Raw genomic sequence first — 21,238 nt, 5'->3', positions numbered from 1 at the left:
CTGGCGGACCTGAGGGTCCGGTTGACGGGCTTCAGGGCAGCATGGAGGTGGGCGCGCCGGGACCTGACGGGGCGTTCTCGACCTGGGCGAGCACCGCCTGGGCATTCAGCAGTTCTCGCATATCCCGCCGAATCTCCTGCCAGTGGAAGCGCACCGAGTTGCGCACGATCTCGTCATCGAGCGCCTTCAGTTCCTCGACGATGGGCGCATACTTCACCAGTCCCTCGGGGCTCTCCACGAATACCGACTCGTCGTCGGTCACGTCACGCCAGACACTGGCGCGCACCCGTGCCATGACCCGCTCGGCATGGGCGGGGTATTCCTCGCCGGCATCCTCCGGCACGCCCGTCTCGTCCAGGATGGACTGCACCAGTTCCTCCATGAAGCGCCCCACGTCCACGGACGAACCCGGTGCCTTCAGACGCAGCATCCCGCCCGCATACACCGACAGGTCCGAGAGGCAGGCCAGGAACATGTGCCACTTGGCGATGTTGATGGACACCACGAAGGGATCGTCATCGAACAGCTCCGGATAGCGCATCCCGGCGCGGGTGCGCAGGTAGCCATACAGGGAGGTCTGGGCGATGTAGCTTGCGCGGGTCTGCACGAAATGGCGCAGCCCGGCGGGGTCGACGATGGGTGCCTTGTTGCGCCGGGCCCCGGCGAAGAGGTATTCGTGCAGCACTTGCCAGAGACCGGTGACGCGGCCGAGAAGCGAGGACTGTGTGGGGGTTCGGGTAGTCATGATCGATGCTGGTTCGCGGCTCTGAATTTGGCGGGCTCGCCCCGGGGCGGCGTTACTCAGCGACCGTAGCGGCAAACCCTGCCCGAGGTCAAGAAACACACGCCGAGCCGGTCCGCAGCCGGCATCCGGCGTGTTATCCTAAATCAATTCATATGTATGTATCCTTGGCATCAGCCCCCGGGCTGACGCACCCCATAACAAGACCGGTGAACCGAGCTTTCCCGAAAGCCCTGCATAACACGAGGAGAGAGGCCCATGTCTGAAGTCAAAGTCCACGAGATCCCCGAGGCGTTCGCCGCCCAGGCCCACGTCAACGCCCAGCAGTACCAGGAGATGTACCAGCGCTCCGTGGACGACCCGGAGGGCTTCTGGTCAGAGCAGGCCGACAAATACGTCACCTGGTTCAAGAAGTGGGACAAGGTGCTGGACTGGTCCTTCGCCGGCGACGTGCACATCCGCTGGTTCGAGGGCGCCAAGCTCAACGTCTCCTACAACTGCCTGGATCGCCACCTGGAGACCCGCGGCGACCAGCCCGCCATCATCTGGGAGGGGGATGATCCCAACGAGGACCGCACCCTCACCTACCGGGAGCTGCACGCCGAGGTCAGCCGCTTCGCCAATGTGCTCAAGTCACGCGGCGTGAAGAAGGGCGACCGGGTCTCCATCTACATGCCCATGATCCCCGAGGCGGCCGTGGCCATGCTGGCCTGCACCCGCATCGGTGCCATCCATTCCGTGGTGTTCGGCGGTTTCTCCCCCGACGCCCTGCGCGACCGCATCCAGGACTCCGACTGCCAGGTGGTGATCACCTCCGACCAGAGCCTGCGCGGCGGCAAGAAGGTGCCGCTCAAGGCCAACGCCGACAAGGCCATCGCCCAGTGTCCCAACGTGCACACCTGCATTGTGGTCAAGCGCGGCGGCGAGCAGGTGAACTGGCATGATGATCGTGACGTCTGGTACCACGAGGCCATGAAGGAGGCCTCCGCCGAGTGTCCGCCGGAGGAGATGAACGCCGAGGACCCGCTGTTCATCCTCTACACCTCCGGCTCCACCGGCAAACCCAAGGGCGTGCTGCACACCACCGGCGGCTACCTGCTGCAGGCGGCCATGACCCACAAGCTGGTCTTCGACTACAAGGACGGTGAGACCTACTGGTGCACCGCCGACGTGGGCTGGGTCACCGGCCACACCTACATCGTCTACGGCCCGCTGGCCAACGGCGCGCGCTCGCTGATGTTCGAGGGCATCCCCACCTACCCCGACACCGGACGCTTCTGGCAGGTGTGCGACAAGCACAAGGTGTCCACCTTCTACACCGCGCCCACAGCCATCCGCATGCTCATGGGCGCGGGAGACGACTTCGTCAAGAAGCACAAGCGTTCGTCCCTGCGCCTGCTGGGCACCGTGGGCGAGCCCATCAACCCCGAGGCCTGGGAGTGGTATTACCGGGTGGTGGGCGACGAGCGCTGCCCGATCGTGGACACCTGGTGGCAGACCGAGACCGGCGGCCACATGATCACCCCCCTGCCCGGTGCCACCAGGCTCAAGGCCGGATCCGCCACCCATCCCTTCTTCGGCGTGCAGCCGGTGCTGCTGGATGATCAGGGCAAGGAGATCACCGGCAATCCCGCCACCGGCAACCTGTGCATCAAGCATCCCTGGCCGGGGATGATGCGCACGGTCTACGGCGATCATCCCCGCTTCATCGAGACCTACTTCAAGCTCTATCCCGGCTATTACTTCTCCGGTGACGGCGCGCGCCGGGACGAGGAAGGCTATTACTGGATCACCGGCCGCGTGGACGACGTGCTCAACGTCTCCGGCCACCGCCTCGGCACCGCCGAGATCGAATCCGCCCTGGTGCTGCATCCCAAGGTGGCCGAGGCCGCCGTGGTGGGCTATCCCCACGAGATCACCGGCCAGGGCATCTACGCCTACGTCACGCTGATGGCCGGCGAACAGGGCAGCGAGGAGCTGAAGAAGGAACTGGTCAACCTGGTGCGCGAGGAGATCGGCCCCATCGCCAAGGTCAACCTGCTGCAGTTCGCCCCGGGCCTGCCCAAGACCCGTTCCGGCAAGATCATGCGCCGCATCCTGCGCAAGATCGCCGCCAACGAACTGGACAACCTGGGTGATACCTCGACCCTGGCCGATCCCGGCGTGGTGGACAACCTGATCGACAATCGCCTCAATAAGTAGGAAGGCGCGGAGACAAGAGGCAAGTTGCTAGAGGCAAGAAAAAGCCCCGGGTTCTACCCGGGGCTTTTTTGCGTACAGCTATTTCGATAATGAGGCAGCGCGGCTGATTCGGCCCGGGGTCGGGCCTACTACAGTAACCGTAGGAGCGGCGACCCCGCCGCGAACCACCTCAGCCGGCAGCACCTATTCGAAGTGATAGACCGTGGTCTCTCCTGCAAGCACCTCTACCACCTCACCTTCGAGCAGACGCACCAGGATCTCCGACTCGTTGTCATATTCCTCCGGATCATCCTGATCCGCATCGCAGGTGAATGCCGGCAGGTAATACCCCGACGGCAGGAAACCCACCTCGTAGAAGCCATAACCGGCCTGATCCCCTTCCGTCGCGATGCTCACCACGGTGGTGGTCACGGGTGTCCGGTCCTCGGGACCACCCACGTCTGCCGGCACGGTCACGTCCCCGTCGTAGACATAGACCGCCGGAAAACAGGCCTCACGCTCGCCCTGAGCCGCGGCAATGACACCGGGTGAATGCTGCCGGCGATGGCGCCGGAGAGCTCTGTCTCCACCAGCCTGAGAGCCGGCCTGAGCAGGCAGGTACCTCCTTGTCCACGCGGGCAGACCACGGCCTTCATGAGATCGAAGTCGATGGTATAAGCCGCATGGCCATCCTCGGGCACCGTGAAACCGCTCACCAGTTTCAGCCCGGTCTGATCACCACTGGGCACCCGCAGGGGATCGGCAATGCCATTCCTGAGAATGTAGGAGTAATCGTTGTTGTCGCTGATCACGTAGAGGCGGATCCACTCATAGCGCCCGGCCGGCACGGTTTCACCGTCCAGCAACACCTCGTGCAGGGAGCCGGTCAGTGCCAGGAGGTCGATCTCCCGGGGTTCCTCAAACAGAAACTCTATCGCAGCACCGGACTCGGGCTTCACGGCAACCCCAGTGAAACTCACCACCACCTTCTCGGCGGAGGCCACCGGCGCATCGGTCACCGACAGGGTCAGCTGCCCCGTGCCGCCGGAGGTCCCCCCACCGCCGCCCAGGCAGGCGGTCAGAAGCAGGGCCGAAGCGGCCAGGAGCGCGGATTTGGGTAGGATCGATGTCATGCGACACCTCGCAGTTCAGATGGATTGTCATCACATAACATAGTCAAGAACCCTGCCCTCAGCCCTGACCACCATCACGTTCCTCGTGCCTCCCCCTCTTGTCTCCTGCATCTTGTATCTTGTATCTCCCTTTCATTGACCCACCGCCCCCGTCCCGCCTACCATTTCCAACTCACCATTCCACCTTTCCCCGACCCGCTCACATGACCTACTGCGTCGCCATCGCCCTGGACGAGGGGCTGATCTTTGCCTCCGACTCCCGCACCAATGCCGGCGCGGACCAGGTGAGCACCTACAGCAAGATGCACACCTTCGACGTGGAGGGGGAGCGGGTGTTCGTGATGCTGGCGGCGGGCAACCTGGCCACCACCCAGGCGGTACTCAACCAGATGCGGCGGGACATGGAGGACGGCGCCGAGGAGAGCCTCTACACCGTGACCCACATGGCCGAGGCGGCCGCCTACGTGGGCCGTCTCAACCGCCAGGAACAGGAAAAGCACACCGACGCCCTGTCCAAGGCAGGCTTCACGCCGGATGCGACCTTCATCCTGGGCGGGCAGATCGAAGGCGAGCCGCCGGAGATCTTCATGGTCTATCCCCAGGGCAACTTCATCACCACCTCATCCCACACGCCCTTCCTGCAGATCGGCGAGAGCAAGTACGGCAAGCCCATCCTGGACCGCATCATCGAGCCCTCCACCCCCCTGGGCGACGCCACCCGCTGTGCCCTTGTGTCCATCGATTCCACCATGCGCTCCAACGTCACCGTGGGCCCGCCCATCGAGGTGCTGATCTACGAGAAGGACAAGCTGGCCTTCGACCATTACCTGTGCCTGGAAACCGACGACGACTATCTGCTGACCCTCAAGCGGGCCTGGGACGAGAACATCAAGAAGGCCTTCCGGGAACTGCCCCGTTTCGACTGGGAGGCGGCCCAGGGCCGCAAGCGCCGCGGCACCCAGGTGAGCGCGAAAAAGAAGAAGACGGTGAAAAAGAAAAAGTAGGAAGTGTGAATTGGGAAGTAAGAATTTCACTTCGTACTTCCCAATTCACACTTCCCACTTCAATCAGCTTTCAGCAGTCACGTCCACCGCCACGCTCAAGCCGTGGCTCTCCCCGCCCCCGAACAGCACCCCCTTGAGCGGCGCCACGTCCGTGTAGTCCCGACCCCAGGCCAGGGTGATGTGGCGATCCATGGGCACCAGGTTGTTGGTGGGGTCGAAATCCAGCCAGCCCCGCTCCGGATCGAACACCGAGAACCAGGCGTGGGAGGCATCCGCCCCTTGCAGCTTCTCCTGGCCCGGCGGCGGCCGGGTCTCCAGGTAGCCGCTCACGTAGCGGGCCGCCAGGCCCATGGCGCGCAGGCAGCCAATGGCCAGGTGGGCGAAGTCCTGACAGACCCCCTTGCGATGCTCCAGCACGGTCTCAAGCGGCGTGCTGACCGTGGTGAAGCCGGGGTCGTATTCGAAATCCCCGTGGATGCGGGCCATCAGGTCCGCCACCGCCTCGCCCAGGGGCCGACCAGGCCCAAACGAGGGCCGGGCGTAGTCCGCCAGGTCCTCCAGGGTGGGGATACGCGGCGATTCCAGCCGGTAGGGACGCGCCTCCAGCATCGCCTCGCTGAGCTCCGTGTCCAGCCGCTGCCGGGCCTCGTCCCAGGGCGTGTCGCGCCCGAGATCCAGCTGCCCGATCTCGGGCAGCACCTCCACCAGACTTTCGGCCACCACCCTCAGCAGGATGTGAGGCTGCTCGATGGTGAGGAAACTCACCCGGTTGCCGAAGAAATCCTCCCGCTCGCTGCGATAGGCGGCGCCCGGTTCACAGCTCACCGAGGCCTGCACGCATCGTTGCCGGGTGGTGGAGCGCGGATTGAGCCGGGCCTCGTTGTGGCACAGGCTCACCGTCTCCGGGTAGCTGTATTCGGTCACATGGCGGATGCGGTATCTCATCGCCACCTCAGGACTGCAGCGGATGCTGGCTGTGGGCAAAGGCGAAGTACTGGGCCACCAGGGCCTCGGAGGCCTGGCTCAGCAGGTAGACCTGACGGCTCAGCAACTGGTCCAGATCCCGGCGCAGGCCGCTGTCTCCATCCACCCGGGCCAGGGTGGGAGACTCGGCCAGGCGCAGGGCGCTGAGCGCCTCCACCAGGGGGCGTGCCGCAGCGGACAGCCGGCCGCTGCCCGGCTGATCCGGCAGGGCCCGTACGTGCTGCTCCAGGTGCTCCAGCTGGAACATCAGGGAGCGCGGGTTGGCAGGCTCCAGCAGGAGCAGGTCCAGGACCCGCGAAGGCTCCGGCGGCGCCCGGTGGCCGGTACGATAGGCCGCGAGGCTCTCGCCCCAGGCCAGCACCGCCTCCAGCAGCAGCCCCTCGGCCACCGACTCGTGGCGGGCCACCAGGGTGGCTCGCAGCAGGTTCGACAGCAGCAGGGCGCGTTCCAGGCGCCGGCCGGCATCCAGGAACAGCCAGCCGGTCTGGCGCAGGGTGCTCTCCTGGGCCAGACCCGCCAGGGCCAACAACCGGGTCACCACCTCGTCCATGGGTTCGCGCAGTTGCTCCGGATCCTTGCTCGCCGGGCAATTCAGGCCACGGGTCTGGTCGCGCAGGGCCGCGAGCACCCGCCAGCTGTCCCCGGACACCCGGTCGCGCAGGGCGTAGGCGGACTGGAACAGTGCGTTCAAAGTGAAGCGCAGGCTGCCTGGACGCTGGGCATCGGTGATCAGGGCGCAGAGCTCTGCCTCGGGGGCGGCCAGACGCTCCGACGCACCCGGTCCCACGAAACCGGGATAGCAGGTGGTCAGATGGGTCAGGGTCCGCAGCAGGGTGTGCAGGGCCGCGTCCTCGTGGGGCGCGGGCAGTTCCTGGGCCAGGCGACGGCGTTTGAGAGCCACCCGCAGCAGGCGCAGGGTGGCCTCGGCGCGCTCCGCATAGCGGCCCAGCCAGAACAGGTTCTCCGCCACGCGGCTGGGCAGGGAGGCCTGCATCCCCAGCACCGAGCCCTCGGCCAGGCCCTCGGAGAGCACCGGGCCGGCCACGGGTTCCGGCTCCGAGGCCAGCACCCAGGTGTCCTTGCTGAGCCCCCCTTCCTGGTTGGAGACCACCATGTCCCCGGCCCGGCCCGCCACCCGGGTGAGCCCCCCGGGCATGACCACGTAGTCGTCCTCCCGGGCACACAGGAAGGCGCGTACAGCCCCGTGGCGGGCCTCCAGGCCGCCGTCCTCCGCCAGCACCGGCACGGTAGAGAGGCTGACCTGATCCTGGCCCACGTAACGTTCCGGATGGGTCTGGATGCGCACCCCGAGGGCCTCCCGTTCAGCCCGGGACAGCAGGGCCGCAAACACCGGCCGGCCTGCCGCTTCGGAGCGGTCCACGGAGCGCACCACCAGTCGCTCCAGGTTGGCCAGCACGTGCGCCCTGCCCAGCCGCTCCCCGCACCACCAGGTCTGCACGCCGGGCAGCAGGGGGTCCTGGCCGAGGAAATGGCGCGCGATGGCGGGCAGGAACGCGGCCAGGGCCGGGGATTCCAGCAGGCCCGAGCCCAGGGGATTGGCCACCGCCACCCGGCCCCGGCGCACCGCCTCCAGCAGGCCGGCCACCCCGAGCCGGGAGTCCTGGTTCAGGGCCAGGGGATCGCAGAAGGCATCGTCCACCCGGCGCAGGATCACGTCCACCGGCTCCAGGCCGCCCAGGGAACGCAGCCAGACCCGTCCCCCGGAGACCACCAGGTCCTGGCCCTGCACCAGGGTGTAGCCCAGGTAGCCAGCCAGGTAGACGTGCTCGAACCAGGTCTCGTTGAGCGGCCCCGGGGACAGCAGCACCACCCGCGGCTCCACGTCGCGCCGGGGCGAGAGCGCCGCCAGGCGGGCGCGCAGGGCCTGGAAGAAGCCCGTGAGCCGGTGCACGCCCGCATCCCGGTACAGGCTCGGGAACACCCGGGACAGCACCACCCGGTTCTCCAGGGCATAGCCCGCCCCCGAGGGCACCTGGGTGCGGTCCCCCAGCACCCAGAGCTGGCCGTCGGGACCTCGGGCCAGGTCTGAGGCGTAGAGGCTCAGGGCGTGTTCCGGCAGGGGCAGGTCGTCACAGGCGTGCAGGAAGCCCGGCTGGCCGAACACCAGTTCGGGGGGCAGCAGGCCCTTGCGGATCAAGGTGCGGGGACCGTAGAGATCCCGGAGCACCAGGTTGAGCAGTTCCGCCCGCTGGATCAGGCCGGTCTCGATGCCCGCCCACTCGCCGCTGTCCATGAGCAAGGGCAGCGGATCCAGGGGCCAGGGCCGTTCCATGCCCTGGGGATCGGAGTAGACGTTGTAGGTGACCCCGTTGTCCCGAAGCAGGCGCCGCGCCTCCGCCGCCCGGGCAAGCAGCCCGTCGCGCCCCAGGGCCTCCAGGGACTCCATCACCCCCGCCCAGTGGGGCCGGGGCGTGCCCGGCGCCAGGCACAGCTCGTCGTACGCATCCCCGGGGGGCGCGTAGCGTTCATGCAGCAACTGGCGATCGTCGGGGCTGGCGGACATTCGCTACTAAGGATGATGGCTGATGGATTATGGATGAAGGATAAACCACATCACGGGATCGGGTCCTGCCTGGCACTGCTGTCAACGCAAAGGTCGCAGAGACGCAGAGAACGCAAAGAAAGTCGGAATAGGGATCAAAACCGGCCGGGTATGGCTTGGCTTCACCCTTCAGAATCTTTGCGCCCTCTGCGTCTCTGCGTACTCCGCGTTAACAACAGTGCTAAACCGAAGGCGGCCGACGCAGATCCAGCGTGCAGGGATACTCCGGGTCGGGCCGCTCGGTGGGCGGGGCCATGGGGCCCAGAAGGCTGCCCTCGGGGTGAAATTGCGCCAGGGAGCGCAGGGCCGGCGGCGGCTGCAGGGTGCCGGGGGTGTGGCCGTGGTCCCAGAAGCGGGTGATGCGCCGGGCCTCGGCCTCGAAGGCGTTGACCGGGAAGACGTCGTAGTTGCGTCCGCCCGGGTGGGAGACGTGGTAGGTGCAGCCACCGATGGCCCGGCCGTTCCAGGTGTCGATCAGGTCGAACACCAGGGGTGCGTGCACGCCGATGTTGGGGTGCAGGGCCGAGGGCGGCTGCCAGGCCCGGTAGCGTACACCGGCCACGTACTCGCCGTGGGTGCCGGTAGACTGCAGGGGCACACGCCGGCCGTTGCAGGCCAGCACGTAGCGGCCCTCGGTGAGGCCGGTCACGCGCACCTGCAGGCGCTCCACGGAGGAGTCCACGTAGCGTGCCGTGCCCGCCGTCGTCACCTCCTCGCCCAGCACGTGCCAGGGCTCCAGCGCCATGCGCAGCTCGATCTGGATGTCGCCGATGCTGACCCGCCCGTAATGGGGGAAGCGGAACTCGGAGAACGGCGCCAGCCAGTCCGCCTGGAAGGGGTAACCGGCGCGGTTGAGGTGTTCCACCACCTGGGCCATGTCCCGCTCCACGAAGTGGGGCAGCATGAAGCGGTCGTGCAGGGCCGTGCCCCAGCGCACCAGGCGATGACGGTAGGGCTCGCGCCAGAAGCAGGCCACCAGGGACCGCAGCAGCAGCATCTGCACCAGGCTCATGCGCGCGTGGGGCGGCATCTCGAAGGCGCGCAGCTCAAGGAGGCCCAGGCGCCCCGTGGGGCTGTCCGGGGAGTAGAGCTTGTCGATGCAGAACTCGGCCCGGTGGGTGTTGCCGGTGATGTCCACCAGCAGGTTGCGAAACAGCCGGTCCACCAGCCAGGGACGGGGCTCCTCGCCTTGCGGCAACTGCGACAGGGCGATCTCCAGCTCGTAGAGGGACTCGTTGCGCGCCTCGTCGATGCGTGGCGCCTGGCTGGTGGGGCCGATGAACATGCCGGAGAACAGGTAGGAGAGCCCCGGGTGGTGCTGCCAGAAGCTCACCAGTGAGCCCAGCAGGTCCGGACGGCGCAGCAGCGGGCTGTCCACGGGCGTGGCCGCCCCCAGGGTCACGTGGTTGCCGCCGCCGGTGCCCGTGTGGCGGCCGTCCAGCATGAACTTCTCCGTGCCCAGGCGCGACTGGCGGGCCTCCTCGTAGAGGGCCAGGGTGTTGTCCCGAAGCTTTTCCCAGCTGGCAGCGGGATGGATGTTCACCTCGATCACCCCCGGGTCCGGGGTCACCAGCAGCCGTTCCAGGCGGTTGTCCCGGGGCGGCTCGTAGCCCTCCAGCACCACGGGCAGCCTGAGCTTCGTGGCGGTGGCCTCCACGGCACAGACCAGGTCCAGGTAGTGCTCCAGGAAATTGAGCGGCGGCAGAAACACGTGCAGGCGCCCTTCCCTCGCCTCCACGCACAGGCTGGTGTGGGGCACCTCCGCCCAGCGGGTGTCATCCGGATCATCGCCCGGGGCCTGGGGCTGCAGGCCCGTGTCGGCCCGGGGATCCTCCGGGGCCACCCGCTCGCTGTAGCGCCGGGTCACCTCGCCGAAGTAATCCCCCAGCTCCGGACGCGCCTCGAACAGGCTCGGGGCCTGGGGCTCGTCCCGCTTTGCGGGCGCCACCCAGGGCAGGCTGTCCAGGGGCAGGCGCAGGCCCATGGGGGAATCGCCGGGGATCAGGAACAGCCGGCCGCGGCGAAACGCCCAGACGCCGCTGCGCCAGTGGTCGTGCTCGTGGTCCCAGGTGAGCGGCAGGGCGTAGCCCGCCGGCTCGTCCAGACCCTGGGAGAGGATGCGGGCCAGGCGGCGGCGTTCCGCGGGACTCTTCAGATCCGCCTTCAGGGGATCCCGGTTGACGGGCTCGTTGCCTTCCCGCCACAGGTAGTAGAGGGGGTCCTCGTGACCGGGCACCAGGTAGCTCTCCGGCACGCCCAGGTGCTGCGCCAGTTCCCGGGCGAAGGCCAGGGCCTGGTCGCGGCCGTGGCCGTAGTCCCGGCTGATGTCCGCGAGCCACGCGGGATCCCGCCACACCGGCTCACCGTCCTTGCGCCAGAAACAGCCCAGGGACCAGCGCGGCAGGGGCTCGCCGGGATACCACTTGCCCTGGCCGTGGTGGAACATGCCGCCGGGGCCGAAGCGCCTGAGCAGACGCCCAGCCAGTTCCCGGGCCAGGCGGCGCTTGTGGGGGCCGTCGGCCCGGGTGTTCCACTCGGCGGCCTCCATGTCGTCGATGGACACGAAGGTGGGCTCGCCGCCCATGGTCAGGCGCACGTCGCCATCCAGCAGATCCTGGTCCACCTTGCGGCCCAGGGCATCGATGGCGGCCCACTGGTCGTCGCTGTAGGGCTTGGTGACCCGGGGGTCCTCGTGGATGCGGCTGACCCGGTTCTCGTGCTCGAAGGCTACCTCGCACACCTCGGTGTAGCCGGTGATGGGCGCGGCGCTCAGGGGGCTGGGCGTGCAGGCCAGCGGGATGTGCCCCTCCCCGGCGAACAGCCCCGAGGTGGGATCGAGCCCGATCCATCCGGCCCCGGGCACGAACACCTCGGTCCAGGCGTGCAGGTCGGTGAAGTCCGCCTCCGGTCCCGAGGGGCCGTCCAGGGACTTCTCGTCGGCGGTGAGCTGGACGAGATAACCGGAGACGAAGCGGGCCGCCAGCCCCAGGTGTCGCAGGATCTGCACCAGCAGCCAGGCGGAATCCCGGCAGGAGCCGATGCGCCGGGTGAGCGTCTCCTCGCAGGTCTGCACGCCGGGCTCCATGCGCACGCTGTAGGCGATGTCCTGGTGCAAGCGGCGGTTGAGATCCACCAGGAAATCCACGATGCCGCGGTCGTCGCGCTGGACCTGCTCGAGCCACGCCATGAGCAGGGGACCGCGATCGGTGATCTCCAGATAGGGGATCAACTCCTTGGCCAGGATGCCGTCGTACCCGAAGGGGAAGGTCTCCGCGTACTTCTCCACGAAGAAGTCGAAGGGATTGATGACGGTCATCTCCGCCACCAGGTCCACGGTGACCGAGAGCTCGCGCATGGCCTCCGGGAACACCACCCGGGCGAGCAGGTTGCCGAAGGGGTCCTGCTGCCAGTTGATGAAGTGATCCTTCGGCTGGATGTCCAGGGAGTAGCTGAGGATCGGGGTGCGCGTGTGCACCGCCGGGCGCAGCCGGATCACATGGGGCGAGATCCGCACCCGCCGGTCAAAGCGATACACCGTGCGATGGTTCAGCGCGACTCGAATGGCCATGGGGGCTCCGGTTTTCTATGGCGCGGAAGTGATGACATCTGCCGCAGAGGCGCGGAGACGCAGAGAAAGAAGGGATCTGACAGGATTTACATGATTCACATGATGAATAAGCACGCTTGCACCGCTTTTCGATTAATCCTGTAAATCATGTCAATCCTGTCAAAATACATTCTCTGCGTCTTCGCGCCTCTGCGGCAGATGTTCCTTAGCAAAGACCAAACCGCCGTCTCACGCCGCCCGGTCCAGTCGGAACCAGTTGTCCGCGATGCTGGCATGGGTCTCGGCCATCTCCATCTGGATCTGGTCCAGGAACTGGTGCAGTTCCTCGGGCTTGAGCAGGGTCTCCACCTTGGCGTCCTGCACGTGTCGCTTGACCTGGGCGATGAAGCGCAGCGGCAGTTCGTTGCGCGGCAGGTTGGCGAGACTGGTCTCCACCTCGCCCAGGGCATGAGCGATGGCGCGGGGGAACTGCTTGTCCTGGAGCAGGAACTGGATCACCAGGGCACCGTTTACGCGCCGGCGCACGTGCTGGCGGTACATCTGGAAGCCGCTCACGGATTTCAGGATGTTGATCCACAGCAGGTTCTCGAAGGGCTGCATGTCCTCGTCCTTGCTGAGCAGGCCGATGCCAGCCACGTCCAGCAGGCGCGAACTCATGTCGGCCCGCTCCAGGTTGCGCCCCGCGCGGATGAAATCATAGGCATGGTCGTGGCTCATGGTGCCCGCCAGCAGGCCGGTGATCTGCTGGCAACGGCTGATGATCTCCGAGAGGAAGGCATAGCGGCCGCGCTTGCCCACGCCGGCCTCCGCGTTGGCCTTGCCGAACAGGTACAGCTCGTTGACCGATTCCCAGGCCTCGGAGGGCACCAGGTCCCGGGTGGTGCGCACGTTCTCCCGGGCCCCTGAGAGCGAACTCATGATGGAGCCGGGATTGTCCAGGTCGGCGAGCAGGAACTTGACGCAGTTGCGCTCATCATCCCGCTGGTAGTGATGATCGAAGGCGGCATCACCGCCGGTGGTGGAGACCATGCTCTTCCAGGACAGCTGCACCGAGCGGGGCATGTCCAGGGCCAGGTGGGAGAAGGCCATCACCATGCGCGCGGTGTTCTCGGCACGCTCGATGTAGCGGGCCATCCAGTACAGGCGTTCGGCTACGCGTGAAAGCATCGCTTATGACTCCGTATCCACGATCCAGGTGTCCTTGCTGCCCCCGCCCTGGGAGGAATTGACCACCAGGGAACCCTTGCGCAGGGCCACCCGGGTCAGTCCGCCGGCGGTCACGTCGGTGCGCACCCCCTGGAGGATGAAGGGGCGCAGGTCCACGTGACGGGGCTCCAGGTGTCCGTCGCACAGGGTCGGCGTGGTGGAGATGGCCAGGGTGGGCTGGGCGATGTAATTGCGCGGATCCTTCTTGATCAGGTCGGCGAACTCCGCGCGCTGGCGCTTGCTGGCATGGGGGCCGATCAGCATGCCGTAACCGCCGGACTCGTTGGCGGGTTTGATCACCAGTTCGTCCAGGTGCTTGAGCACGTGCTCGCGCTCGTCGGGGTACATGCAGCGGAAAGTGGGCACGTTGGGGATGATGGGATCCTGGTCCAGGTAGTAGCGGATGATCTCCGGCACGAAGGCGTAGACCACCTTGTCGTCGGCCACGCCCGCCCCGGGCGCATTGGCCAGTGCCACGTTGCCCTTGCGCCAGGCGCGCATCAGGCCGGGCACCCCCAGCATGGAGTCGGGGTTGAAGGCCTCCGGGTCCAGAAACAGGTCATCGACGCGACGGTAGATCACATCCACCCGTTCCAGGCCGCCGATGGTGCGCATGTACACGCAGTCGTCCTCACCCACCAGCAGGTCACTGCCCTCCACCAGTTCCGCGCCCATGCGCTGGGCCAGGAAGGAGTGCTCGAAGTAGGCGGAGTTGTAGATGCCCGGGGTGAGCACCACCACCTCCGGATAATCCAGGGGCCGGGGCGACAGGGAGGCCAGCATGTCGAACAGCTGCGATGGGTATTCGTCCACCGGCAGGATGGAGTAGTTCTCGAACAGTTCCGGGAACACCCGCTTGGTGACCTGGCGGTTCTCCAGCATATAGGAGACCCCCGAAGGCACGCGCAGGTTGTCCTCCAGCACGTATAGGGTGCCGTCCTTGTCGCGCACCAGGTCGGAGCCGCAGATGTGCGCCCAGACCCCGTGGGCCGGCTGGATGCCGACGCACTGCTCACGGAAATTTTTGGACTGGGCCAGCACCTCCTTGGGGAACACCTTGTCCTTGACGATCTTCTGCTCGTTGTAGAGATCGTTGATGAACAGGTTGAGCGCGGTGACCCGCTGCTTGAGGCCCTCCTCCACGCGCATCCATTCCTTGCGCGGGATGATGCGCGGGATAATGTCGAAGGGCCAGGCGCGGTCGATGTTGCCGCCTTCCGTATACACCGTGAAGGTGATGCCCATTTCCACGATGGCATGCTCCGCGGCCGCCTTGCGCTCGTGGATCTCCTCGTCGCTCAGGGAGCGCAGATAGGAGGTCAGTGTGCGGGCTGCTGCGCGGGGATAGCCGGGCGAACTGATCAGTTCGTCGTAGAAGCCGTTGGGGTCGTAACTCTTCCAGTCGATGCTCATGGCTGATCGGATCCGGGTTCGAATGCTCGTGTTTTCACGTTAAGCCCTGAGGCCACGATAAACAAGTGTCCATGCCCCGTGCATCGCCATGGGGATTAGAGAAGCGGCAGACTTTCAGTCACAATCACGATCCGGCATCCGGCGGACAAAGCCTGACAATTTCGCGACGGTCATTTTTTCAGGTGAGGGATATGAATATCGAGATCGAGGGAGCGGACGGCAAGCTGCGCCGTTTTGATGACGATGCCCTGCTGGTGGCCATGGCCGGCGACTATGCCGGGCACAAGCCCCTGGACCTGGGTGAACCCGGTCCCGCCAGTGTGATCAGCGGCGAACCGGGCTACCGCTACCGCAGCGGCGGCGTGGAGGTTGTGCTTACCCGGCGTGAACTGCAGCACCTGGTATTTCACGCCCTGCCCGTCGCCTGGTATCAGCGCCTCAAATCGGCCTGCCCGGAACTGCCGGAGATCGGCGCAACCTTCTACGACGCGAACAGCGGTCGCGCCCTGCAACCCAAGGTCAAGGTGCCACGGGAGGACTGAATGAGCGAGTCACAGGAAAGCCTGGAAGAGAAACTCATCCGCTGGTACCGGCACGAGACCATCCAGGGCAGGAACTGGGCGCCCAGGCTGTTCTGGCTGCCCGATGACAGGGGCGGCCCCTTCGGGACCATGCGGGTGGATGCCTGTGAACTGGAAGTGATCTTCGCCACGATCCTGGGCGAGGCATCGGAGTGTCGGGAGAGGCTGGATCTGGAACAGAACGGCCGGGGAACCTTTCTGGCGGCCAACGCGCGTCGGCATGAACTGCCGCTGCTGACACGAAAGTCATAATTCAAGATTCAAAATTCAAAATTCAAAGGGATTAAACCCAGCCTTTGAATCTTGAATCTTGAATCTTGAATACTCTCTTCACCCCGCCAGCGCCTCTTCACCCACGGTCTGTTCCGCCACTGCCTCACCATTGCGGTAATGCACCAGCTTCCAGTAACCGAACAGATTGGCATTGAGCACGTCGAGGCGATCGAGCCCCGGCAGCCTCGGCAGGGCGTCCAGTTCCATGTCGGTGCGAAAGCCCAGCACCTTGGACAGCGGGCGCAGGGTGCGCTCCATACGGCGGATCACCGGATGACTGGAGGCAAAGTGGTTGATCACCAGCACATCCCCACCGGGTACGCAGACCCGCTGCATCTCCTCCAGCAGGCGCTCCGGGTGGGGCACCACCGAGGCCACGTACATGGCCACCACGCTGTCGAAACTGTTGTCCGGGAAGGCCAGCTGTTCGGCATCCATCTCCAGCAGGGCCTCCACCTGGGGAAGGTCACGGGCCCGTTCCCGGGCGATCTTCAGCATGTCCGGACTGATGTCGATGCCGACCACCCGGGCATCCTCCCGGTAGTCCGGCAGGGACAGCCCCGTACCGACCCCCACCTCCAGGATACGCTGGTTGGGCTCAGTATTGGCGAGCCTGACCGCCATGCGCCGGCCGCCGGAGAAGATGGGGCCGAACAGGGCGTCGTAGGTGCGTGCGTAACGCTTGTAGGCGCTTCGAATGGAAGGCAGATCCATGGCAAACCTTGGGTGAAGGCGTGCCCCTGTTGTACCGGCTCCAGCTCCGGGTTTCAAGGGCCGCCCACTTTTAGAACCGGTCTCAAGTCATGATCCATCCTGCCGATTTCACCCCCGCCTGGTGGCTGCCGGGTGCCCACCTGCAGACCCTGGTCCCCAACCTGCTGCCCCGCCGGGGCGTCGCCCTGCGCCGGGAGCGCCTGGAAATGCCCGACGGGGATTTCCTGGACCTGGACTGGGGTCCTCAACGCGAGGGACCCCTGGTGCTGTTGCTCCATGGTCTGGAGGGCTCCAGCCGCAGCCCCTACGCCGCCGGCCTGATGCGCCGCCTGGCACAGGCCGGCTGCCAGGGTCTGGTGATGCATTTCCGGGGCTGCAGCGGCGAACCGAACCGCCTGCCCCGGGCCTACAGCGCCGGTGAGACCGGCGACATCGCCCACGTGGTGGATCACCTGCGCCGACGGGCACCCGACCGGCCACTCGCGCTGATCGGCGTGTCCCTGGGCGGCAATGCCCTGCTGCGCTGGCTGGGGGATCACGCCACCAGCCCCCGGGTGGATGCCGCCATCGGCATCTCCGTGCCCTTCGATCTGCACCGGGCAGCCGACCGCATGGAACGGGGCCTGTCCCGAATATACCAGTGGCACCTGGTCCGGCAGCTGCGCCGCTCCGTGCTGCGCAAGTGCCGGCGCCTGGACATGCCCCTGGACTGCCGCGAGATCGCCCGGCTGCGGGACTTCCGCAGCTTCGACGATGCGGTGACCGCCCCCCTGGCCGGCTACCGGGACGTGGACGACTACTACACCCGAGCCAGTTGCCGCCCCTGGCTGCGCGGTATCCGGGTACCGACCCTGATCCTGCATGCGCGCAACGATCCCTTCATGACGCCCGACGTCATTCCCGGGGCGGACGAGCTGTCGGATTCGGTTCGGCTCGAGGTGGCCGAGGGGGGTGGGCATGTGGGATTCATGGACAGCCGCGGGCGGTCCTGGCTGGAGCGGCGGTGTGTGGCGTGGTTGGGGGAAAGGTTTGGATACCGTTTCGATCCGACATAGGCTCTCTTGTGTTTCGGCTGAAGTCATAAAGTCAAAGGCTTCCGATCCCCGTTGCCCGGGGCTCGGGTTACTTTTCTTGGACAAGCAAGAAAAGTAACTCGAGCCGGCTGCAAGCCGGATCGAAACGCCTTTGAATTGGACATCGGCTTTCGCCTCGGCTTGAACTCAAATTCCGCCCAAGAACGCGAACACTTCAACCAGACAACCCAACGAACCCAAAATGAAAAGGGGCCCGATCAGGCCCCTTTTCATCACACAACTTCAGAGATCAACCCCTCAGCCAACTTCCTTCATGCTGAGACGAATACGCCCCTGCTTATCCACTTCCAGCACCTTCACCTTCACCAGATCCCCCTCGGTCAGGCGGTCGGAGACACTCTCCACCCGCTCTTCGGAGATCTGGGAGATGTGCACCAGACCGTCGCGGCCGGGCAGGATGGTGACGAAGGCGCCGAAGTCCATGATCTTGACCACGCGGCCCTCGTAGATGCGGCCCACTTCCACGTCGGCGGTGAGCTCCTCGATGCGGCGGCGGGCCTCATCACCGGCGGCCTTGTCCACGGAGGCGATCTTCACGGTACCGTCGTCGGAGATATCGATGCTGGTGCCGGTCTCTTCGGTCAGGGCGCGGATCGTGGCGCCGCCCTTGCCGATCACGTCGCGGATCTTGTCCGGATGGATCTTGAGGGTGGTGAAGCGCGGCGCGTAGGCGGACACCTCCGTGCGGGGCTCGCTGAGCACCGCGTTCATCTTTTCCAGGATGTGCAGACGGCCTTCCTTCGCCTGGGCCAGGGCCTTTTCCATGATCTCGCGGGTGATACCATCGATCTTGATGTCCATCTGCAGGGCGGACACACCGTCCTTGCTGCCGGCCACCTTGAAGTCCATGTCGCCCAGGTGATCCTCGTCACCCAGGATGTCGGAGATCACGGCGAAGGCGTCGCCTTCCTTGATCAGGCCCATGGCGATACCGGCCACGGGGGCCTTCAGGGGCACGCCGGCGTCCATCAGGGCCAGGCTGGTGCCGCACACGGAGGCCATGGAGCTGGAACCGTTGGACTCGGTGATCTCGGAGACCACGCGCAGCACGTAGGGGCATTCCGCCTCGCCGGGCATCACGGCCTGCACACCGCGCTTGGCCAGACGGCCGTGACCGATCTCGCGGCGCTTGGGCGAACCCACCATGCCGGTCTCACCGGTGCAGAAGGGGGGGAAGTTGTAGTGCAGCATGAATCGCTCGCGGCGCTCACCCTCGATGGCCTCGATCAGCTGGGCATCGCGATCCGTGCCCAGGGTGGCCACCACGATGGCCTGGGTCTCGCCACGGGTGAACAGGGCGGAACCATGGGTGCGCGGCAGCACGCCGGTCTTGACGGTGATCGGGCGCACGGTGCGGGTGTCGCGTCCGTCGATGCGGGGCTCGCCCTTGAGCACCCGGCTGCGCACGATGCGTTTTTCCAGGGCGCCGAAGGCACCCTTGACCTTCTCGGCGGAGGGCGCGCCCTCCTCGCCGGTGGCCAGCTTGGCGACCACGGCATCGCGCAGGGCGTTGACCTGCTGGTTACGGGCCTGCTTCTCGGCGATCTGGTAGGCGGCGGTCAGCTCCGCCTCGCAGGCGGCGGCCACGGCTTCCTTGAGCGCCACGTTCTCTTCCGGCGCGACCCAGTCCCAGGCGGGCTTGCCGGCCTCGGCGGCCAGTTCGTTGATCACCTTGATGGCGGCCTGCATCTGCTCATGGCCGTACATCACCGCGCCCAGCATGACCTCCTCGGAGAGCAGCTTCGCCTCGGACTCCACCATGAGCACGGCCTTCTCGGTGCCGGCGACCACCAGGTCCAGATCGGAGTGCTTGAGTTCGGACATGCTCGGATTGAGCACGTAGGCGCCATTCAGGTAACCCACGCGGGCGGCACCGATGGGGCCCTTGAAGGGCAGGCCGGACAGGGCCAGGGCAGCGGAGGCGCCCAGCATGGCCGGGACGTCGGGATCCACCTCGGGGTTCATGGACATCACCGTGGCGATGACCTGCACCTCGTTCATGAAGCCCTTCGGGAACAGCGGCCGGATAGGACGGTCGATCAGCCGGGAGGTCAGGGTCTCCTTCTCGGTGGGACGACCCTCACGCTTGAAGAACCCGCCGGGGATGCGACCCGCGGCATAGGTGCGTTCCTGGTAGTTCACCGTCAGCGGGAAGAAGTCCCGGCCCTGCGCCACGTCCTTCAGACCCACGGCGGTGACCAGCACCACGGTGTCGGCCATGTTGACCAGGACCGCGCCGCTGGCCTGGCGCGCAATCTCTCCGGTTTCGAAGGTGACGGTATGCTGACCGTACTGGAAGGACTTCTTGATGGCTGTCACGGCGACTCCCGGTGTTTCTTCTAGTGTTTTTTAGCGACGCAGACCCAGGCTGCTGACCAGGTCCTGGTAGCGCTGCTGATCCTGGGACTTCAGGTAGTCCAGCAGCTTGCGGCGCTGGTTGACCATCTTCAGCAGACCACGGCGGGAATGGTGATCCTTCTTGTGGCTGGCGAAGTGCCCCATCAGGTGATCGATGCGGGCGGACAGCAGTGCCACCTGGACTTCAGGGGAACCGGTGTCGGAGGGGTCGCGGCGGTACTTTTCAACAATACCGGCCTTGGTTTCGGCATTCAGAGACATGACTTCATTTACTCCTGAAAAACTCTCTCGAGAAGGCTGTGCTTATGGTAAAGGTCGGCAATTCTATCACGCCGGGGGGCCGATGGAATAGGCATTGGCCGGATTTGCAAGGGGTACAGGGTGCTGTCCATCCTGCCTGTCAGGCCTGCCCCATCATCATCAGACGCCGGGGGGCCACCCGGCCATCGTCCAGGATCTCGCCCATGGCCAGGAAGGTCTCCCCCGGGCCATAGACCCGCACCATGCCCCGGGTCGGCGCGCCGGGCACGAACACCGCCTGACCCTGGCGAAGGTAATAGGCGCTGTCCCGGTCCAGGCGCACCGCCGGCCACTGGGTGAGCGCGCTGTCGATGGGGGCCAGCAGGGCATCCAGGGCCGCCTCGCCCTGCTCCGCGCGGGCCTCAATCTCCTCCAGGGTGACCATGGCCGGGGCCTCGAAGGGCCCGAGCCCCAGACGGCGCAACTCGATCACGTGGGCACCACAGCCGAGCCGCTCGCCGATGTCCTCCACCAGGGTGCGGATGTAGGTGCCCTTGGAACAGTGCACGTCCAGCTCCAGGGTGTCCGCCGTGAATCCCAGGCAGCTCAGGGCATGGATGGTGACATCCCGGGCCTTGCGCTCCACTTCCTCGCCCTTACGGGCCAGTTCGTAGAGCCGTTGCCCCTGGTGCTTGAGCGCCGAGTACATGGGCGGCACCTGGTGGATGGGGCCGCGGAACGGGGCCAGGGCGGCCTCGATCAGCGCCTCGTCCAGGGCCGGCACCGGCCGGGTCGCCAGCACCTGGCCCTCGGCATCGGCGGTGTCGGTGGTCTGTCCCAGGCGGCAACGGGTGCGGTAATGCTTGTCCGCGTCCAGCAGGAAGCCCGACACCTTGGTGGCCTCGCCGAAGCACAGGGGCAGCAGGCCGGTGGCCAGCGGATCCAGGCTGCCGGTATGACCCGCCTTGCGCGCCCGGAACAGATACTTCACCCGCTGCAGGGCCTGGTTGGAACTGTAGCCCTGGGGCTTGTCCAGCAACACGATGCCATGCACGTCCCGGCGCTGGATCTTGGGTTTGTTCATTCGGTGCTCAGGCCTGGAGGATTTGCCGCAGAGGCGCGGAGAAATGCTTTTTGACAGGATTTACATGATTAACGGGATTCAACACCAGGGTCACTACACC

17 protein-coding genes are annotated in these 21,238 nt (G+C 66.1%); 5 read left to right on the top strand and 12 right to left on the bottom strand.

Annotated features, from left to right (window positions below; all coding sequences use genetic code 11):
• Nucleotides 1-31: 31 nt before the first annotated feature.
• The gene (locus TGR7_RS05105; RefSeq protein WP_012637591.1) at nt 32-745 is read right to left on the bottom strand and encodes a hypothetical protein; all 714 of its coding nucleotides are present in this window, start codon (nt 743-745) and stop codon (nt 32-34) included.
• A gap of 255 nt (nt 746-1,000) precedes the next feature.
• On the opposite strand from TGR7_RS05105, the gene acs reads away from it, so the two are divergent.
• Entirely contained in the window at nt 1,001-2,944 is a 1,944-nt protein-coding gene (acs, locus tag TGR7_RS05100; protein ID WP_012637590.1) for an acetate--CoA ligase, read from the top strand.
• Between the two features lie 183 nt (nt 2,945-3,127).
• On the opposite strand, the gene TGR7_RS05095 is transcribed toward acs, so the two are convergent.
• A complete protein-coding gene (locus TGR7_RS05095) occupies nt 3,128-3,400 on the bottom strand; it encodes a hypothetical protein (RefSeq protein WP_041441001.1) in 273 nt (90 codons plus the stop codon).
• Nucleotides 3,397-4,056 (bottom strand): DUF4382 domain-containing protein, encoded by a 660-nt coding sequence (locus tag TGR7_RS05090; RefSeq protein WP_049764618.1) that lies wholly within the window; start codon nt 4,054-4,056, stop codon nt 3,397-3,399. The genes TGR7_RS05095 and TGR7_RS05090 overlap by 4 nt, the downstream gene beginning before the upstream one ends.
• Nucleotides 4,057-4,259: 203 nt before the next feature.
• Here TGR7_RS05090 and TGR7_RS05085 point away from each other — a divergent pair, with 203 nt between their 5' ends.
• Nucleotides 4,260-5,060 (top strand): proteasome-type protease, encoded by an 801-nt coding sequence (locus tag TGR7_RS05085; RefSeq protein ID WP_012637589.1) that lies wholly within the window; start codon nt 4,260-4,262, stop codon nt 5,058-5,060.
• A gap of 63 nt (nt 5,061-5,123) precedes the next feature.
• Here the strand turns inward: TGR7_RS05085 and TGR7_RS05080 are convergent, their stop codons facing one another.
• The 5 genes from TGR7_RS05080 to TGR7_RS05060 all read right to left on the bottom strand — a co-directional run bounded on the left by TGR7_RS05080 (nt 5,124) and on the right by TGR7_RS05060 (nt 14,794).
• Nucleotides 5,124-6,005, bottom strand: a complete 882-nt coding sequence (locus TGR7_RS05080) for a transglutaminase family protein (RefSeq protein ID WP_012637588.1) — start codon at nt 6,003-6,005, stop codon at nt 5,124-5,126.
• A gap of 7 nt (nt 6,006-6,012) precedes the next feature.
• Nucleotides 6,013-8,568, bottom strand: a complete 2,556-nt coding sequence (locus tag TGR7_RS05075) for a circularly permuted type 2 ATP-grasp protein (protein WP_012637587.1) — start codon at nt 8,566-8,568, stop codon at nt 6,013-6,015.
• A gap of 220 nt (nt 8,569-8,788) precedes the next feature.
• Complete coding sequence (locus TGR7_RS05070) at nt 8,789-12,175, bottom strand: transglutaminase family protein (RefSeq protein WP_012637586.1); 3,387 nt, start codon at nt 12,173-12,175, stop codon at nt 8,789-8,791.
• A gap of 228 nt (nt 12,176-12,403) precedes the next feature.
• On the bottom strand, nt 12,404-13,342 hold the full coding sequence (locus TGR7_RS05065; protein ID WP_012637585.1) for an alpha-E domain-containing protein: 939 nt from the start codon (nt 13,340-13,342) through the stop codon (nt 12,404-12,406).
• A gap of 3 nt (nt 13,343-13,345) precedes the next feature.
• Nucleotides 13,346-14,794, bottom strand: a complete 1,449-nt coding sequence (locus TGR7_RS05060; protein ID WP_012637584.1) for a circularly permuted type 2 ATP-grasp protein — start codon at nt 14,792-14,794, stop codon at nt 13,346-13,348.
• Between the two features lie 191 nt (nt 14,795-14,985).
• On the opposite strand from TGR7_RS05060, the gene TGR7_RS05055 reads away from it, so the two are divergent.
• The gene (locus TGR7_RS05055) at nt 14,986-15,336 is read left to right on the top strand and encodes a hypothetical protein (protein ID WP_012637583.1); all 351 of its coding nucleotides are present in this window, start codon (nt 14,986-14,988) and stop codon (nt 15,334-15,336) included.
• Nucleotides 15,337-15,627, top strand: a complete 291-nt coding sequence (locus TGR7_RS05050) for a hypothetical protein (RefSeq protein WP_012637582.1) — start codon at nt 15,337-15,339, stop codon at nt 15,625-15,627.
• A gap of 78 nt (nt 15,628-15,705) precedes the next feature.
• Here TGR7_RS05050 and TGR7_RS05045 read toward each other — a convergent pair whose 3' ends face one another.
• On the bottom strand, nt 15,706-16,362 hold the full coding sequence (locus TGR7_RS05045; RefSeq protein WP_012637581.1) for a class I SAM-dependent methyltransferase: 657 nt from the start codon (nt 16,360-16,362) through the stop codon (nt 15,706-15,708).
• 89 nt (nt 16,363-16,451) lie between these two features.
• On the opposite strand from TGR7_RS05045, the gene TGR7_RS05040 reads away from it, so the two are divergent.
• A complete protein-coding gene (locus TGR7_RS05040; RefSeq protein ID WP_012637580.1) occupies nt 16,452-17,417 on the top strand; it encodes a hydrolase in 966 nt (321 codons plus the stop codon).
• Nucleotides 17,418-17,693: 276 nt separating this feature from the next.
• Here the strand turns inward: TGR7_RS05040 and pnp are convergent, their stop codons facing one another.
• The 3 genes from pnp to truB all read right to left on the bottom strand — a co-directional run bounded on the left by pnp (nt 17,694) and on the right by truB (nt 21,138).
• A complete protein-coding gene (pnp, locus tag TGR7_RS05035) occupies nt 17,694-19,775 on the bottom strand; it encodes a polyribonucleotide nucleotidyltransferase (protein ID WP_012637579.1) in 2,082 nt (693 codons plus the stop codon).
• A gap of 30 nt (nt 19,776-19,805) precedes the next feature.
• The gene (gene rpsO, locus TGR7_RS05030; RefSeq protein ID WP_012637578.1) at nt 19,806-20,075 is read right to left on the bottom strand and encodes a 30S ribosomal protein S15; all 270 of its coding nucleotides are present in this window, start codon (nt 20,073-20,075) and stop codon (nt 19,806-19,808) included.
• A 139-nt stretch (nt 20,076-20,214) separates the two neighbouring features.
• Nucleotides 20,215-21,138, bottom strand: a complete 924-nt coding sequence (truB, locus tag TGR7_RS05025) for a tRNA pseudouridine(55) synthase TruB (protein WP_012637577.1) — start codon at nt 21,136-21,138, stop codon at nt 20,215-20,217.
• Nucleotides 21,139-21,238 lie beyond the last annotated feature (100 nt).

The organism is Thioalkalivibrio sulfidiphilus HL-EbGr7 (assembly GCF_000021985.1).
In the GTDB taxonomy this organism is placed as follows: Bacteria; Pseudomonadota; Gammaproteobacteria; order Ectothiorhodospirales; family Ectothiorhodospiraceae; genus Thioalkalivibrio_A; species Thioalkalivibrio_A sulfidiphilus.
The sequence above is the reverse complement of the archived record's forward strand: the minus strand, read 5'-3'. Positions and strand labels throughout refer to the sequence as shown.

Coding starts and splice junctions, on each gene's coding strand:
- acs (WP_012637590.1), top strand. CDS start 1,001: ATGTCTGAAGTCAAAGTCCACGAGATCCCCGAGGCGTTCGCCGCCCAG.
- TGR7_RS05070 (WP_012637586.1), bottom strand. CDS start 12,175: ATGGCCATTCGAGTCGCGCTGAACCATCGCACGGTGTATCGCTTTGAC.
- truB (WP_012637577.1), bottom strand. CDS start 21,138: ATGAACAAACCCAAGATCCAGCGCCGGGACGTGCATGGCATCGTGTTG.
- TGR7_RS05055 (WP_012637583.1), top strand. CDS start 14,986: ATGAATATCGAGATCGAGGGAGCGGACGGCAAGCTGCGCCGTTTTGAT.
- TGR7_RS05060 (WP_012637584.1), bottom strand. CDS start 14,794: ATGAGCATCGACTGGAAGAGTTACGACCCCAACGGCTTCTACGACGAA.
- TGR7_RS05040 (WP_012637580.1), top strand. CDS start 16,452: ATGATCCATCCTGCCGATTTCACCCCCGCCTGGTGGCTGCCGGGTGCC.
- TGR7_RS05085 (WP_012637589.1), top strand. CDS start 4,260: ATGACCTACTGCGTCGCCATCGCCCTGGACGAGGGGCTGATCTTTGCC.
- TGR7_RS05090 (WP_049764618.1), bottom strand. CDS start 4,056: ATGACATCGATCCTACCCAAATCCGCGCTCCTGGCCGCTTCGGCCCTG.
- TGR7_RS05075 (WP_012637587.1), bottom strand. CDS start 8,568: ATGTCCGCCAGCCCCGACGATCGCCAGTTGCTGCATGAACGCTACGCG.
- TGR7_RS05065 (WP_012637585.1), bottom strand. CDS start 13,342: ATGCTTTCACGCGTAGCCGAACGCCTGTACTGGATGGCCCGCTACATC.
- TGR7_RS05080 (WP_012637588.1), bottom strand. CDS start 6,005: ATGAGATACCGCATCCGCCATGTGACCGAATACAGCTACCCGGAGACG.
- TGR7_RS05045 (WP_012637581.1), bottom strand. CDS start 16,362: ATGGATCTGCCTTCCATTCGAAGCGCCTACAAGCGTTACGCACGCACC.
- TGR7_RS05050 (WP_012637582.1), top strand. CDS start 15,337: ATGAGCGAGTCACAGGAAAGCCTGGAAGAGAAACTCATCCGCTGGTAC.
- rpsO (WP_012637578.1), bottom strand. CDS start 20,075: ATGTCTCTGAATGCCGAAACCAAGGCCGGTATTGTTGAAAAGTACCGC.
- TGR7_RS05105 (WP_012637591.1), bottom strand. CDS start 745: ATGACTACCCGAACCCCCACACAGTCCTCGCTTCTCGGCCGCGTCACC.